The 15,703-nt window shown below is 44.5% G+C and carries 12 protein-coding genes; 7 read left to right on the top strand and 5 right to left on the bottom strand.

Going from position 1 to position 15,703, the window contains the following annotated elements:
• Positions 1 to 284 precede the first annotated feature (284 nt).
• Both FN961_RS22900 and FN961_RS22905 read right to left on the bottom strand, forming a co-directional pair.
• The gene (locus tag FN961_RS22900) at positions 285 to 3,404 is read right to left on the bottom strand and encodes an efflux RND transporter permease subunit (RefSeq protein ID WP_144042476.1); all 3,120 of its coding nucleotides are present in this window, start codon (positions 3,402 to 3,404) and stop codon (positions 285 to 287) included.
• Between the two features lie 25 nt (positions 3,405 to 3,429).
• Positions 3,430 to 4,593 (bottom strand): efflux RND transporter periplasmic adaptor subunit, encoded by a 1,164-nt coding sequence (locus FN961_RS22905; RefSeq protein ID WP_144042477.1) that lies wholly within the window; start codon positions 4,591 to 4,593, stop codon positions 3,430 to 3,432.
• A gap of 393 nt (positions 4,594 to 4,986) precedes the next feature.
• Between FN961_RS22905 and FN961_RS22910 the strand changes: the two genes are divergently transcribed.
• Positions 4,987 to 5,355, top strand: coding sequence for a cytoplasmic protein (locus FN961_RS22910; RefSeq protein ID WP_144042478.1), 369 nt, complete (start codon positions 4,987 to 4,989; stop codon positions 5,353 to 5,355).
• Positions 5,356 to 5,548: 193 nt separating this feature from the next.
• Positions 5,549 to 5,764: a hypothetical protein gene (locus FN961_RS22915; protein WP_144042515.1), complete on the top strand. Its 216-nt coding sequence runs from the start codon at positions 5,549 to 5,551 to the stop codon at positions 5,762 to 5,764.
• Positions 5,765 to 5,813: 49 nt separating this feature from the next.
• Here FN961_RS22915 and FN961_RS22920 read toward each other — a convergent pair whose 3' ends face one another.
• Positions 5,814 to 6,182, bottom strand: a complete 369-nt coding sequence (locus FN961_RS22920; RefSeq protein WP_144042479.1) for an acyl-CoA thioesterase — start codon at positions 6,180 to 6,182, stop codon at positions 5,814 to 5,816.
• Positions 6,183 to 6,530: 348 nt separating this feature from the next.
• On the opposite strand from FN961_RS22920, the gene FN961_RS22925 reads away from it, so the two are divergent.
• Positions 6,531 to 7,334 (top strand): phosphate/phosphite/phosphonate ABC transporter substrate-binding protein, encoded by an 804-nt coding sequence (locus FN961_RS22925; RefSeq protein ID WP_144042480.1) that lies wholly within the window; start codon positions 6,531 to 6,533, stop codon positions 7,332 to 7,334.
• Positions 7,335 to 7,348: 14 nt separating this feature from the next.
• On the opposite strand, the gene FN961_RS22930 is transcribed toward FN961_RS22925, so the two are convergent.
• On the bottom strand, positions 7,349 to 8,893 hold the full coding sequence (locus FN961_RS22930; protein ID WP_144042481.1) for a BCCT family transporter: 1,545 nt from the start codon (positions 8,891 to 8,893) through the stop codon (positions 7,349 to 7,351).
• 384 nt (positions 8,894 to 9,277) lie between these two features.
• Here FN961_RS22930 and FN961_RS22935 point away from each other — a divergent pair, with 384 nt between their 5' ends.
• The 4 genes from FN961_RS22935 to FN961_RS22950 all read left to right on the top strand — a co-directional run bounded on the left by FN961_RS22935 (position 9,278) and on the right by FN961_RS22950 (position 14,581).
• On the top strand, positions 9,278 to 10,270 hold the full coding sequence (locus FN961_RS22935) for a catalase family peroxidase (protein WP_144042482.1): 993 nt from the start codon (positions 9,278 to 9,280) through the stop codon (positions 10,268 to 10,270).
• Between the two features lie 223 nt (positions 10,271 to 10,493).
• Positions 10,494 to 12,011: an alkaline phosphatase family protein gene (locus FN961_RS22940; protein WP_144042483.1), complete on the top strand. Its 1,518-nt coding sequence runs from the start codon at positions 10,494 to 10,496 to the stop codon at positions 12,009 to 12,011.
• 30 nt (positions 12,012 to 12,041) lie between these two features.
• Positions 12,042 to 13,697 (top strand): alkaline phosphatase, encoded by a 1,656-nt coding sequence (locus FN961_RS22945; RefSeq protein WP_144042484.1) that lies wholly within the window; start codon positions 12,042 to 12,044, stop codon positions 13,695 to 13,697.
• Between the two features lie 107 nt (positions 13,698 to 13,804).
• Positions 13,805 to 14,581 carry a hypothetical protein gene (locus FN961_RS22950; RefSeq protein WP_144042485.1) on the top strand — a complete coding sequence of 259 codons (777 nt, stop codon included), beginning with the start codon at positions 13,805 to 13,807 and terminating at the stop codon, positions 14,579 to 14,581.
• A 64-nt stretch (positions 14,582 to 14,645) separates the two neighbouring features.
• Here the strand turns inward: FN961_RS22950 and ltaE are convergent, their stop codons facing one another.
• On the bottom strand, positions 14,646 to 15,659 hold the full coding sequence (gene ltaE, locus FN961_RS22955) for a low-specificity L-threonine aldolase (RefSeq protein ID WP_144042486.1): 1,014 nt from the start codon (positions 15,657 to 15,659) through the stop codon (positions 14,646 to 14,648).
• Positions 15,660 to 15,703 lie beyond the last annotated feature (44 nt).

Below are 15,703 nucleotides of genomic sequence, written 5' to 3' on the forward strand. Positions count from 1 at the left end.
TTATGAGTTCATTCAACGTAGAAGTAGGCAGCCAAAAACACTCCTTACAGGCGAGTTTTAGCGGTTCTGATCCTGTGTTAACGAGCTTAACCGTAGAATAACTATGCTCTTCACTCGTTGCCTTGCTTCAGGACCGCTAAACTCTCGCTGAGCGATCAAATCTTTATACTGATTGGTATTATGCAACTGTATCCTCTCCTTTTTCTATTAGCCTTACACATAAAAAAAGCCCGCCGACTAGGCGAGCTTTTCACTAAATAATCAAACAAATCAGTTTAATAGAATTACTCCGCCTTAGGCTGCCCCTTAAACTTCTCTCTCATCGTCTGCATCATCACGTAGAACACTGGCACTAACAGAGTCCCCACTATGGTTGCTGCTAACATACCGCCAAATACAGAGTAACCAAGCGCGCGGCGACTGCCTGCACCAGCACCGGTTGCAAGCACCAGTGGCAGAACTCCCAATAGGAAGGAGAATGCCGTCATCAATACAGCACGGAAACGCAGTCTTGCAGCAGTTTCTCCCGCATCGAGAATACTCTTGCCCTCCTCTCTTAACTGCTTAGCAAACTCCACAATCAAGATGGCATTCTTACAAGCAAGACCAATCAAGAGCACTAAACCAATTTGCGCATACAAGTTCAGATCTGAGCCCACCAGCAAGATATTCAAAAATGCACCCAATACCGCAATCGGTACAGCCAAAATAACCGCAAATGGGATGGTCCAACTCTCATACTGAGCCACTAGGAATAGATACGTAAAGATGAGCGCTAATCCGAAAATTAACGGCGCTAAGTTACCCGCCTTAATTTCCTGATAGGTCTGTCCAGTCCATTCGAAGGTGTAACCGCTAGGAAGCGTCTCGTTTGCCGCTCTTTCCATCGCAGTAATCGCGTCTCCAGAGCTAAAGCCTTCAGCCGGAAATCCATTAATGGTCGTTGAGTTGAACATGTTGTAAGAGTTCATCACATCAGGACCTAGAATTGGCGTCACCTTAACTAACGTACTTAGCGGCACCATCTCTCCAGTGTTGGAACGCACATAGAACTTAGAGATATCTTGATCAGAATTACGGAACTCCCCTTCAGCTTGTAAAATAACCCTGAACACTTTACCAAAGCGATTGAAGTCGTTGACATACATAGACCCCAACATCGTCTGCATCGTCGTAAATATCTCATTAAGTGATATCCCCATCGCTTTAGCTTTATCCCTGTCGACATCCACATACATCTGTGGAACATCGGCGCGGAAGTTACTAAATGCCATGGCAATCTCAGGCTGCTCATTGGCCTTCATAATCAAAGCACGCATCACTGAAGCAAGCTCTTGAGGTGTTCGCCCTTGTGTATCTTGCAACACAAATTCAAATCCACCTACACTGCCCACACCAGGAATAGGCGGCAGTGAAAAAGCCATAGCCTTCACTGAAGGGTTCGCCGAGTATTTGGCCTGTAACTTAGCCACAATGGCAGCTTCAACCATGTCAGGCGAGTCTCGCTCATCCCATGAGGAGAGAGAAACAATCATCAAGCCACCATTAGAGGAGACTGAACCAGATAAGATACTAAAACCACTGGCATGAATCACGTTCTCAACGCCCGGCTCCGCTAACGTAAGTTCAACCAGATCCTTCATCACCGCTTCTGTACGGTTCAAAGAGGCGCCATCAGGAAGCTGAATATCAACCATGAAGGCTTTCTTATCTTCCATAGGCACAAAGCCCGATGGCAAGATTTTCGCAATACCTCCAGTAGCCGCAATCAAACAAGCATAAACAACTAAGACTAAACCAAGCTTACGAGTCAGTGATGAAACCAACCACATATACTTGCCAGTCACACGTTCAAAGTACTTGTTAAAGCCCGCATGGAAACCTTTAGTGTGCTTCTTTGGTGGTCGTAACAGCGACGCACAAAGCGCAGGACTAAGTGTCAGTGCATTGATTGATGAGATAAGAACAGAGATACAGATGGTCACAGAGAACTGTGCGTACATCTGGCCAGTAATACCAGGCATCACCGCAGTCGGTGCAAATACCGCCAGCAGAACTAAGGTGGTCGCAATAACAGGCCCCGTCACCTCTTTCATCGCTTTAATGGTGGCATCTTTCGGTGAGAGTCCCTCATCTTGCATCAGACGAGTCACGTTCTCGACCACCACAATCGCGTCATCCACCACAATACCAATCGCTAAGATCAGTGCGAATAACGACACGGTATTGATGCTCATTCCGAAGGCGAGCAAAAAGGCAAATGTACCAATCAATGAAACAGGGATCGCAATGGCCGGAATAAGTGTGGAACGTACATCTTGCAAGAAGATAAACACCACAAAAACCACAAGTGCCACCGAAATAAACAGGGTTTGCACGACCTCATCAATTGACGTTTCAACAAACTCAGTGGTGTCGTATAACACCTCGTAGCCAAGATCTTGCGGAAAACGCTCTGCAAGTTTTGCCATCTCAGCTTTAACAGCTTTACCAACATCCAGTGCGTTAGCATCCGGAGACTGATAAATAGCGATAATCGCCGACGGCTTATTGTTCAACTTACCTTGAGCATCATAAGTCTGAGAGCCCAGTTCAACACGAGCCACATCACCCACAATCACTTTCGAGCCATCATTGTTGGCGCGGATCATGACGTTCCTAAACTCTTTAGGATCTTTCAAGCGTCCCTTGGTCTGGAGTGTGTATTGAAACTGTTGATCTGGATCCACCGGTGCGGCGCCAATACGGCCCGCTGCCACTTGGATGTTTTGCTCTTGCAGTGCACCAATCACATCTTTGGCGGTGACGCCCAAACTTGCCATCTTGTTTGGATCAAGCCAGATACGGATCGCATAATCGAGCGAACCAATCACCTGAACCTTAGAGACACCATCTTGACGGGCTAATGCGTCGGTTACATTCAACCCCGCATAGTTGGTAATAAACAGAGAATCAAAAGTCTCATCGGGGGACACTAAGTTCACCACCATCAAGATATTAGCACTCTGTTTTTCGACGTTAACGCCCTGACGCTTAACCTCTTCGGGCAGCCTTGGCATCGCCTGCTGAACACGGTTTTGTACTTTAACCTGAGCCATATCAGGATCGGTACCCACCTCAAACGTCACACTCAAAGAGTAACTGCCATCATTGGCACTCTTTGATTGCATGTAGAGCATGCCTTCAACACCGTTCACTTCAGCTTCAATCGGCTGCGCAATGGTGTCTTTAACGATATTGGCACTGGCGCCAGAATAGCTGGTCGAAACGTTAATCTGTGGTGGAGCAATCTCCGGAAATTCCGCAACAGACAAAATAGGAATGGAGATAAGACCTACAATTGTCAGCACAATGGCAATGACAAAAGCAAACTTAGGTCTTTTAATAAAGAATTCACTAATCATGACGTAACCTTATCTTGATAGATGACTATTGAGGAGCTGATACAGACTCTTTAAAAGGGATGATCTCTTGCTCAACCGCTTTCACCTGAATGCCTGGACGAATTTTCTGTAACCCATCTACCACGAGTCGCTCACCGTCTTTAAGGCCACTTAATACACGCCAATCAATACCGAATCGCTCACCTAACTCAACAATACGTTTCTCAACTTCATCTTTATCATTTAGCACCATCACAAAACGGCCCTGTTGATCTTCTTGAACCGCAGACTGAGGGATAAGTAACGCATTCTCTTTAACGGGAGATTCGATGATTAACGTCACAAACATGCCAGGCAACATAAACTTATCTTCATTTTTGAACGTCGCGCGAATAGGCAAAGTTCCCGTTGCTGCATCAACTCGGTTACTGACAAAATCCACATAACCTGTTTCAGAAAAAAGACTGCCGTTAGGGAGACGTAAGCTAATGACGATATCGGAGATATCTATCTCTTTTTTCGCCGCTTTAGCAAAGTTTTGACGAGCATTTATCAAGGCTTTTTCAGCGACTTGAAAATTAACCCACATAGGTTGTAGTTGAACTAGACTGGCCATCTCAGAGTTAGAGCTGATGATGTCACCCGTACTCACTTTAGCGTTACTAATACGACCCGAGATTGGCGCATAAATTTTGGTGTAACTCAGTTGTAATTCAGCGCCTTGAACCGCGGCCTCTGCTTGAACAACACCCGCTGCAGTGGTGAGTTTACGTGTTGTCAGCTCATCCATGTCCTGAGCGCTTATCATGCCATCAGGCAGTAATCGACGACCACGTTCCCAGTTCATAACAGCTACATCACGTGAAGCGAATGCTTGTTTTAATACAGCCTTATGTTGAGCCAGTTCAGCAGCATAAGTGGCAGGGTCTATCTCGAACAACAGATCACCTTTGTTGATATCGTCACCTTCAACAAAAGCGCGATTTAATAACTGTCCCTGTATTTGAGATTTTATCATCACATCTTCAGAAGCATGAGTACGGCCCACTATCTCCGTTTTAGATTGTATCTCTTCTGTTTTAGCCGTATTAACAATCACACTCGGCAGCATCGCTTGCTGAGGTGCAGAGGCTTCACCACAGGCCGTTAACTGCAATCCCAAAACGAGAAAGACGCACCACTTTAATTTTGAAACGGTTTGAGCAACCATTTAGGCCTCCGGTAGATAGGGTAAACTTATAATTAATCTAGAAATTATACTCAGATAAGCTGTTATTTAACACCGATTTACAAACTTATTTCACAAAAACAACAGATTGGCACCATAACTAAAGCCAAACACTGCCGCAGTGACTTGTATGATCAAACTAAAGGCTTTCATTAGTTGTTGCTTTATTAACCAAGCAAAAAACAATAATCTAAAATGAGATCTAGCACATAGTTATCGCCAATTAACTCATGCTAAAAATAGAAATAGAGAAGCTTATAGATGATGTCTTAACAAGTTATTTTTTAAATAAGTAAAGACGAATTAAGAGTTGACCGAATACAAAAGCAATGTCTATGATGGCATTAGTATCCGCATATAGAAGGTAGGTAGCATATGACAGCAATTTCTCATGTTTACAACTATACAGTTCGATGCCCGCACATAAAGGATCCGTCTCACCCAACCACTTGGCAAAATCATGTTGAATTCAATCAATCATGTGAAATCGGCTTAAATAGACTGACTAAATGGCATGGTCGTTCTGGTCACCGAGTACTTGAAGTTGATGGTTTTGTGGTTCGAGAAGCTGACACTGAAAGCGCCTATTTCGCGATGCAAACCAGCCGACTCAAAGGTGACGGCCATGCAATTGTGACGTTTAAAATCTTTATGGGTGATGAAACAAAAGACACATCAGTTCAAGAGATCATGCAATATCTTATCGAAGATTATGGTAAGAAAATCGCTGATATTCAACTTTAGTTCCTATTACTGCATTCATTGATTTCTTAAGGTTATAATACCGTCTCTTCATTGAGGCGGTTTCCCTTTTCTCCTGCAATATCTTGCGCCTTAATTTTTCAACCTCTATTCCTTTAAAATATACCCACGCTCTTTTTATTTTCCCCAAAAGGGATAATATCAATACCACGAACCACCCACTGATATAAACATGATGTCAAAAACATTGAATCTAGCACTCATACTCGCAGTTCTCATTAGCTTGTCCGCCTGTGCGGAGTTAAAAGAGACTGGCAGATCTATAGGTCAAAGCACCAAGGAAGTCACCACCGAAATTGGCCATGCCACCCGAGATGCGACTAAGGCTATCGGTCACGCTTCGCGCGATGCGGTAAAATCTGTCAATGATGATCTCAGCAAGAAAGACTGAGACTCATGACATGATATCGCTCGCACTCATCCGAGCGATATCATTAACATTAAGCCGCGTTAGCCCTAATCCCATGTGGCGTCGGTAACCCTTTTTCATCGACATTAACAAATACCATTTTATTGATGCTCACAATGGGTAAATGCGACACTTTACTCCTGACTTCGCACCTAACCGTAATAGAGCTGCTTCCGGCACTGATTAATTCAAGCCCAAACTCAATCACATCACCTTGTTTCGACGGCGTCATGAAATTGATCTCAGAAATCAACTTAGTCACCAACTGTTGACTCTTCATCTGACAGCCAGCAAAAATTGCAGCCTCCTCATCAATCCAGCTCAATAGTTGTCCACCGAAAAGTGAATTCGCCGGGTTTAAGTGTTCAGGTTTAATAAATCTGCGACTGTAATATTTCATATCATGCCCCTTTGTGAATAAGTCGCCACTTCAAAAGTGACAAAGAGTTAACCATTAACCTTCAATACTAAGATCAAGATTAATACTCACAAATAGGTAGCAAGTTAAGTACCAACTAATAAACTAAACAAATACAAGGCATTATAAATTCCTCAATTAAAATCAATGCACCAAACTTGCACAGTTCTCAATAATACAGTGCAACTTGTATCAAAATTTTGCTGTCATTAGGCTAAAAGTGGTAAAATCGATGCGTTAAATTTACTGCTCTCCTTTAGTAAACTAACCAATCACTTTATGACTCTTCTTGAGCGCCATAGCCTCTTTTTACCAACGAAAACTAAGCTGATGAATACTTTGAAATTGACCTCTTGCATGGCGGGCAACGCCGATCCTTTTGTTAACGCGTTAACAGAGTACCTCTCTGAGAAGTTACAACGTTCAATAGAGCCAATCCTCGATATCAGCTGGCAAGAAAGGGAGCTGAGATTCGATAGTGGAGAGATAGATATCTGCTGGATCTGTGGTCTCCCCTACGCTTGGAAAGCTGATAAACCTGATAGTACAATCGAGCTGTTGACCACCCCTGTACTTAAAGCAAGTCGTTATCAAAACCTTGCGGTTTATTACTCCGACATTGTGGTTCCCGTTGACAGCCACATTCAGACCTTTGCCGATCTCAAAGGAGCAAGCTGGGCCTACAACGAGCCAAACTCACACTCAGGCAGCTATTTGATGAGAAGTCATTTGGCCAAACTCGGGCTAGATAGCAGTTATTTAGGCAAGGTTACCGAATCTGGCGCCCACCAGCAGTCAATTGTCATGCTGCTTAATGGTCTAGTGGATGCGTCAGCCATCGACAGCTGGGTTTTAGAGTTGGAGCTAGCACGAGATCCTTCGTTAAAATCAAAGATTCGAATTATCGATACCTTAGGACCTAGCGGTTTTCCGCCATTTATTGTCTCAAAGCATGTTCCGCAAGCATTACGTCAAGCACTGAGGCAAGCCATGTTAACCATGGATCAAGACCCATTGGGTCGTAAGATATTAGACTCAGTGCAGATATCTCACTTCACCCAAAATGAAGACAAAGATTACGACTCTATTCGCCACATGGCACAACAAGCGCAACGAATAGAGTGGACACAGTAATACAATTAGTCTGACTAACTTGTGCCTTTATGAGTTATCACTTCTTTAATCAAAATACAGGTCTGTGCCAGTAAAATAAGCGTGAATGGTACAGCGCCTAGTATGGCGATCTGCTTGTTCAAGTTGATATCATTTTTCAATATTAATGCAGTGGTGATCGCCACTAACGTCAAACTCCACATCAGTTTTGATCTCAACTTGCTACTGCCCGTCAACATACCACTGACGAAGATTGCAGAATCTGCGCTAGTAATAACAAACGTCACCAACAATAAAATCGCACTGAAAGCCAATATATTGCCGTAAGGAAGATACTCAAAGAAGGTAAACAGGCCATTGGTGACATCTTTATTCGTGGCAGCAATCACATCATCGAAAATACTCATCTCAAACACACTGCCACCAAAGGCACTAAACCAAACAATGGTAGTGATAGTCGGAATAAAAATAGTACAAAGTAAGTATTGGCGAACACTTCGACCTCGACTAATCCTCGCGATGAACGGGCCCACAAAAGGCGCCCAAGCTATCCACCAGACAAAATAAATAATACTCCAGCCCTCGCTCCAAGTACGAGAATCTGGATCGATAGAAAATGAGAGCGAAGGTAACAAACTTAAATAACTGGCGGTTGAGGTGATAACCGTACCTGCCACTTGAATAGGATCCACTAGGCTTATAACAGCAACGAGCATTGCAACCACAAACAGTAAGTTAAAAAGACTCATCTGCTTAATGCCCTTCTCCAGCCCTAATGTCGAAGAGACAGTAAAAGCCAAAGCAATCGCTAAAAGCAGGACTAAACGAAACATCAAACCTGCGATATCCCAAGGCACGAGATGCTGTAAACCACTTTGCACCAAAGCAATGGTATTGGCTAAGGTTCCCGCAACCCCAAAGATAACCGCAATGACTGCGAGGAAGTCAAAAACTTGAAATTTACTGCCTTTTGCCTTATCGGTAAAACTTGCCGAAATGGTCATGCTCCGAGAGCGATTAAAAGCAAACCATGCCATCACTAACCCTGAAATGGCATAAACCGCCCAAGCATGCACGCCCCAATGAAAGTAGGTCAGCGCCAAAGCGGTATCTTTTGCATTTGCGGCATTGGATAACAGTGGCGATTCAGTCACAAATGCCGGTGGGTGTGCAAAATGAACTATCGGCTCAGCCACTCCCCAAAAAATAAGACCAGAGCCCATACCCGCAGCAAACAACATCGCCGTCCAGCTGATAAATCCAAACTCAGGTTTTTCACCTTTCCCCCCTAACCTCACCTTACCAAACGGAGTACAGGCGATAACGAGTGACAAAATCACTAACAGCGAGGGAAAAACGATAAAACCTAAGCCAAACTCCTTGATCGCGTGATCAGAAATACTGGCCGCAAACGTAACCGCAGTTTCAGGAAACAGTAAAAAAACGGAGGCCAATAGCAGGCAGGAGATAAAACCAATCGCTTCTTTACTAAGAGAGCCATGATTGAACACACGAGCTTTTACAGCACTAATCTTGGATTTATTTGATAAATCATCGGGACGAGCAATCGTTTTTTTCATAGAAGTAATTGAATTTATTAGGGGAGATGAAGGCTAACGCGATAAGACAGCACGATAAGCCAGAGCTATAAAGACAAATCCAATCATAGTACTGAGCAAAAAATGAGTTGGGATTGCTGCATTGTGGCAAGCTCAAATGAAAAACGGGGCAACTCTAGCATAAAATACCGACTTTATTAACTCCCATATACCACCATTAACCTTGATTACCGATTAGGCTTAGAAGCCACTTATCGAGAGCCTGCAAGACTTTGGGAGCTAGATCACATTTCTGACGACTAAGGCCTATTGATTTAGATAAACCCATCGATGTGTGAAAGATTCGTCGCCCGTGCCCTTTCTATATCCACTCATAAATCAATTTATTTTAAGAAAGGAATTATTATGGTGCCCACTAAACTGGCAGTGCTCAGCCAAGTTTGTTTAATTTCTACCTTGTCTATCCTAGCCACGCCACTTTTTGCCAGTGAAAGGAGTATTCCAGAATTGGTTGATGCCGTGAATGGTACTCCTGATGATGCGAGCCGCGAAGCGGGTAAAAAAGTCAAATTACGTAACCATGCAAAGGGCTTTTGTACATCAGGAGAGTTTACACCTAACCCTGCTTTGCAAGACTTCCTTACTATCCCATTTTTTAATCAAGCAGAAATAGACATCACTGCCCGCTTCTCACTCGGAGGAACAAACCTGCACGCGTCAGATAAGGCCTCCGGCCGGTTTATGTCGCTCAAAATTGACAGTGATAAAGAGAGTCTTAACTTTGTCACCACGAATGCTGAACGCTTTTTTGCAAGTAATCTTGAGGATTTCTTTATCTTTCAAACCAAAGTGAAACAAGGGGCTGAGGGCAAACAGTGGTTGATTGATAACAAACCTGACGCAAGCGCTTTCTTTGATTACATAAAGCTGCTGCCACCGAGCGCCAGTTTTGCAAATAGCCGCTATTTTGGTGTGAACAGCTTTCTATTCAGTGCAAGCACTGGTGAAATAAAGCCTGGTCGTTGGATTTTTGAACCCGTATCAGGCGTTATCAATCTGTCTCAAACTGAACTGGCAAACCTTTCCGATGACTTCTTGAAAACCGAGCTGCTCACTCGCATCAAAGAAAAGCCTGCGGTATGGGATCTTTATATTCAACTCGCACAGGAAGGTGATGAGATAGATGATCCCACTGTACTGTGGCCTGAAACTCGTCAACGACTGTTAGTTGGCCAAGTGATTGTTAACGGTGATCGGGACACTGAGACATCAACTTTGCAGTGTGACAAAGGGATTTTCAATCCTTTATTACTGCCCAAAGGAATAGCACCCTCTGCCGATCCTATTTTAAATGCACGTACCGCCGCTTATGTAGAGTCCTTTATTCGACGCCTATAACCTAAAGTTCGATATCTAAATCTAGAGACACCCTTATTATTAACCTAATTAAATCACTCTACTCAGAGTGATTTATAGCAATAAAATTCAAGCATATAACCTTACCCTTCAAACCTATGTAACAAAACTGCCATCCCGTTGTCCTCTCACCGTCATATAAATACCCGACTATCGTCGCGTTAACTAACTAGGCTCAAAAATAGACCTCAATAATATAAGGGTGATGATAGTGATTAATATGAAAAATATAGCTGCGCTCGCTTCATGCAGCTTAGTGACAATGACTGTAACGATGGCAGCCAATGCTGCTGTACTGCCCTCGAATCAAACAAACAGCCAATGGTTTAAATCCAGCGCGCTTAACTTCACCGAAAAAACCCAACAAGAGAACAAAGGGAAAGCAAAAAATGTCATTCTTTTTGTGGGTGATGGCATGGGAGTGTCAACCTTAACCGCAGCACGTATCTTTCAAGGGCAGCAGGTACAAGGCAATGAGGGCGGAGAGGAGAATTTCCTAAGCTTTGAGCAGTTCGCTCATACCGCGTTAGTAAAGACTTACAACACCAATCAACAAACCCCTGATTCAGCAGGCACCATGACGGCGATAGCCACGGGCGTTAAATCGAAAGCTGGCGTCTTATCAGTCTCTGACACTAGCCTACGTGCAAACTGCTTATCATCTAAAGGAAATGAACTCATTACCTTGGTTGATCTCGCTAACGCAAAAGGCCTCTCTACTGGCGTTGTCAGCACTGCGCGTATTACCCATGCAACGCCAGCGGCTACCTACTCAAATACCCCAGAACGTAACTGGGAAGCTGACAGCAACCTGCCAGCAGAAGCCGTGGCTAATGAATGTAAGGATATCGCCTATCAGTTAGTGATGCGCGATGAAGCCAATGCACTTTCTGTTGCCCTAGGCGGTGGACGCCGTAACTTTATTCCCGATACGGTCACTGATGAAGAGAACAAAAAGGGCAGACGAAGCGATGGTGTCAATCTGACAAAGAACTGGACTGATAATTTGAGCAATGCCGCCTACGTGTGGGATAAAACAGGCTTTGATGCTATCGACACTGCCTCGACGGATCATTTACTAGGCCTGTTTAACTCTTCTCATATGGAATATGAAGCTGACAGACAGGATGATACTGCAGGTGAGCCCTCACTAACCCAGATGACCACTAAGTCTATCGACATCTTAAAAAAGAACGAGCAAGGCTACCTCTTGATTGTTGAGTCAGGTCGAATCGATCACGCTCACCATGCGGGCAATGCACATCGCGCCTTAATGGATACCGTTGAACTTTCAAATGCAGTTCAGGCTGCTGTAAACAGCACAGATCCTGATGACACCTTAATCATGGTGACCGCAGATCACAGCCATGTATTCACCATCGCGGGTTACCCTAAACGTGGTAACCCAATTTTAGGTTTAGTACACAATGTAGATGGCAATGTCGCCATTGCAGATGACGGTAAACCTTATACCACACTAGGCTACACCAATGGTCCAGGGGCTGTGATTGGCCAACGCGACGATCTCACCTCAGTCGATACCCAAGAGAAAGGCTTTATGCAACAAGCTTTAGTACCAATGGGAAGCGAAACTCATGCAGGTGAAGATATCAGCTTACATGCGACAGGTCCGGGTTCGCATCTTGTACAAGGGGTTATCGAGCAGAATGTTATCTTCCATATCATCAATCAAGCCCAGTCCCTTGGCGGCACGAAATACTAGTCAAACAGTACTCAATTTTGGAGCAAAAAAATGAATAACAAACTACTCGTACTGTCTATGGCAGCAATTTTAGGTCTAGCAGCATGTGGCGACGGTGATAACGGCACCAATGGCAATAATGGTAACGACGGGAACAATGGCGATAATGGTAACGACGGGAACAATGGCGATAACGGTGCTGATGGTAAAGACTGGACTGCTGTCAATGAGTGGTACATCGACGGTCAGCGCCGCGTCACGAAAGCAGCCGATATATCAGTCAATAATGACGCGGGGGCGGCAAAAAATGTCATCCTGTTTGTCGGTGACGGAATGGGCATATCCACAGTGACTGCCGCGCGCATTCTCGAAGGTCAATTGAAAGGCCAAACAGGTGAGGAGAACTCGCTGTCTTTTGAAACCTTACCTCATTTAGGGTTAGCCAAAACATACAATGTTGACGGACAAACACCTGACTCTGCTGGCACAATGACAGCAATGGTCACCGGCGTAAAAACCGATGTAGGCGTCCTATCTCAAGCAGAAGGTGTCACCCGAGGCAATTGCGCATCCACCTCTGGTCAGAACTTAGTGACATCTTTAGAGCTTGCCGCGATGGCAGGTCTGTCTACCGGCGTGGTATCAACTGCACGCATTACCCATGCAACGCCAGCGGCAACTTTTGCCCATGCCCCTGAACGCAATTGGGAAAGCGATGCAGACCTGCCCGCAGAAGCTGTCACCAATGGTTGCAAAGATATCGCCAGTCAACTGCTCGACTTTAGTTATGGCAATGGTATCAATGTGGTAATGGGCGGTGGACGTCGCGCCTTTATTCCCAATACTGTCACCGATGCCGAAGGCAAAAACGGTAAACGCCTAGATGGTCGTAACCTCACTGATGAGTGGACAGCTAAATACGCTAACTCAACTTATGTCGAAGACAGAGATGGCTTTTTAGCGATAGATCCAGCAACCACTGATCATGCCCTTGGTCTATTCAACTCATCTCATATGGAGTACGACTTTGACCGCACTGTCGATGGCGTAGAAGGTGAACCTTCACTGGCTGAGATGACCGCAAAAACCATTGATATTTTAAAGAAGAATGACAAAGGATTTATCCTCATTATCGAAGCGGGACGTATCGACCATGCACACCATGCGGGCAATGCAGCAAGAGCACTATACGACACTATCGCCCTGTCTGAAGCTGTGCGAGTGGCCATGGAGAAAACCTCAAGCAAAGATACTCTCTTGGTCGTCACGGCCGATCACAGTCATGTCTTTACCATTGCGGGTTATCCGACCCGAGGCAATCCAATACTTGGTTTGGTAAAAGGCAATGATGCATCGGGTCTACCGGGCGTGACAAATTCCACCGACAGTAATGGCTTACCCTACACCACCGTTGGCTACACCAATGGCCGCGGGTTTGCAAATCTAAGCACCGGTGGCGATGAACGGTACGGTTACCCAATAGAAGCTGGGCGTGTCAACCTTAACTATGTTGATCCTCAAAGCGCAGGCTTTCATCAAGAAGCACTTATTCCTTTATCGAGCGAAACACATGCTGGTGAAGACGTTGGCATATTTGCCAGTGGCCCAGGCTCGCACTTAGTACAGGGAACGGTTGAGCAAAACCATATTTTCCATGTCATTAACCATGCAGCCAACTTAGTCGTTAAAGCTGAGGCAGCTCAGTAAGCAGAGTCTCTTACTAAGCTGGGCCTCTGAGTCAATATGACTTATCCAATGATGGCCACTCAACACTGTATGAGTGGCCATCAGTTTTAAGCTCAATGGGAGTTGCTATGAAATATTCTATGCTAGGTGCTGCACTACTTACCGTAAGTCAGACAAGTATTGCTCAGTCTGACCAAGACACAAAACTGCTACAGAATAAGGGGGCACTAACATTTCAATGCGATCAACTTAACTCGACCAACATTGATGTGCGCTATGAAATAGTCCGCTCAAATGGAACAGATAGAGCGGTACCAACACAACAGATCCAGTTAATTAAGAACCAGCAACAAGTGATCTATAAACGTTCACCAATGACATTCGAAGCTTGGGATCGCAACGGCGAATATATTCGTTACTTCCCGCAGGAGCTTCGCTCTATTACTTATCGCCCAAGCGATCTTCGCTCACTCAATATGAAGTACGATCTTGCGCAGCAATTTCACTTAGTGTCGCCAAAGGTAAAGTCTCAACTGAACAGAGGTGAAGTCAGTCAAGCTTCCTGTTTCCAAGTGGTCCATTATTCAGGCCAACAAGCAGGACAAGAGGTTGAGCTAAAATGGATAGACTCACTCAACCTTCCCTTCGAATTCACGTTAACACAAGGGCAAGGAAATCTAACCTACCGTTTAATTGAAGCCAGCCCTATCAGCAATGAAGCAGTTAATGCTCTCACTCAAGGGTATAACGACTTAGATTTTGCAGATGTCGGTGATAGTGAGTCAGATCCCTTTATCGCTAAGATGATCACTCAAGGTTTTATCCAACATGGAGGTTTAGGATTCTATGACAGTAATGGCAACTCACTTTCAGACGGTAAACATCATGGTGGACATGCACATTAGCGTCAGAAGTCACAAAAAAGAAAAGTCTGCAGATGCAGACTTTTCTTTATTAAAGCCAACTTACTTATGACGTTAAGTGGCGTTTTAGCTCAGTAATAAAGGTATCAATATCTTGGCGACTGATATCAGCATGCGTCACTAAACGGATTGTTGCACTTGGACTGATGAGTATGCCATTTGCTTTCAATTTAGCGGCAAGCAGAGCAGTATCCAGCCCAGTTGCAACTTGAACATAAACCATATTGGTTTGCACTAAGGAAAGATCGACACTTAGTTCATCCAAATTTGTCAGCTGCTCAGCAAGGTATCGCGCATTATCATGATCGATAGCTAAACGCTCAACTTGATCTGTTATTGCTAAACTCGCCGCAGCAGCCAAGATCCCAGCTTGACGCATTCCGCCACCAAGCATTTTACGCCAGCGTCTGGCTTTACCAATCAAGCGTTCATCACCTAATAAAATGGAGCCTACTGGTGCACAAAGCCCTTTAGATAAACAGATAGACACGGAATCAAAATATTGGGTTATTTCACTTATCTCAATATTTTGTGCCACTGCCGCATTCGCGACACGAGCACCATCTAAATGTATTTTGAGCTTATTGTCGAAAGCTAACGTTTGCGCTTGAGCTAAATACTCTTGAGGAAGCACCTTTCCCCCAATGGTGTTCTCTAAGCTAAGAAGTCTTGTCTTAGCAAAATGAATATCATCGGGCTTTATCGCAGCTTTGATCTCGGCAAGTAAGATAGAACCATCGGCCTGATTATTCAAAGGCTGAGGTTGAACACTACCAAGTACAGCAGCTCCTCCACCTTCAAACTTATAGTTGTGGGCTTGTTGGCCACAAATATACTCATCTCCACGTTCACAGTGGGACATTAAGGCTAACAAGTTAGCTTGAGTACCTGACGAGGTAAAAAGCGCAGCATCGAAACCATACATTTCGGCTGACATCGCCTCTAAATGGTTTACCGAAGGGTCATCACCATACACATCGTCGCCAACTTCGGCATTGGCCATCGCCTTGCGCATTGCTGGCGTTGGCATGGTTACAGTATCGCTACGGAAATCTATCATAAGCTCACTTCAAAAGAGTTAAAATCGGTCAAGATTAGGCATAC

The organism is Shewanella hanedai, assembly GCF_007197645.1.
GTDB lineage: Bacteria > Pseudomonadota > Gammaproteobacteria > Enterobacterales > Shewanellaceae > Shewanella > Shewanella hanedai.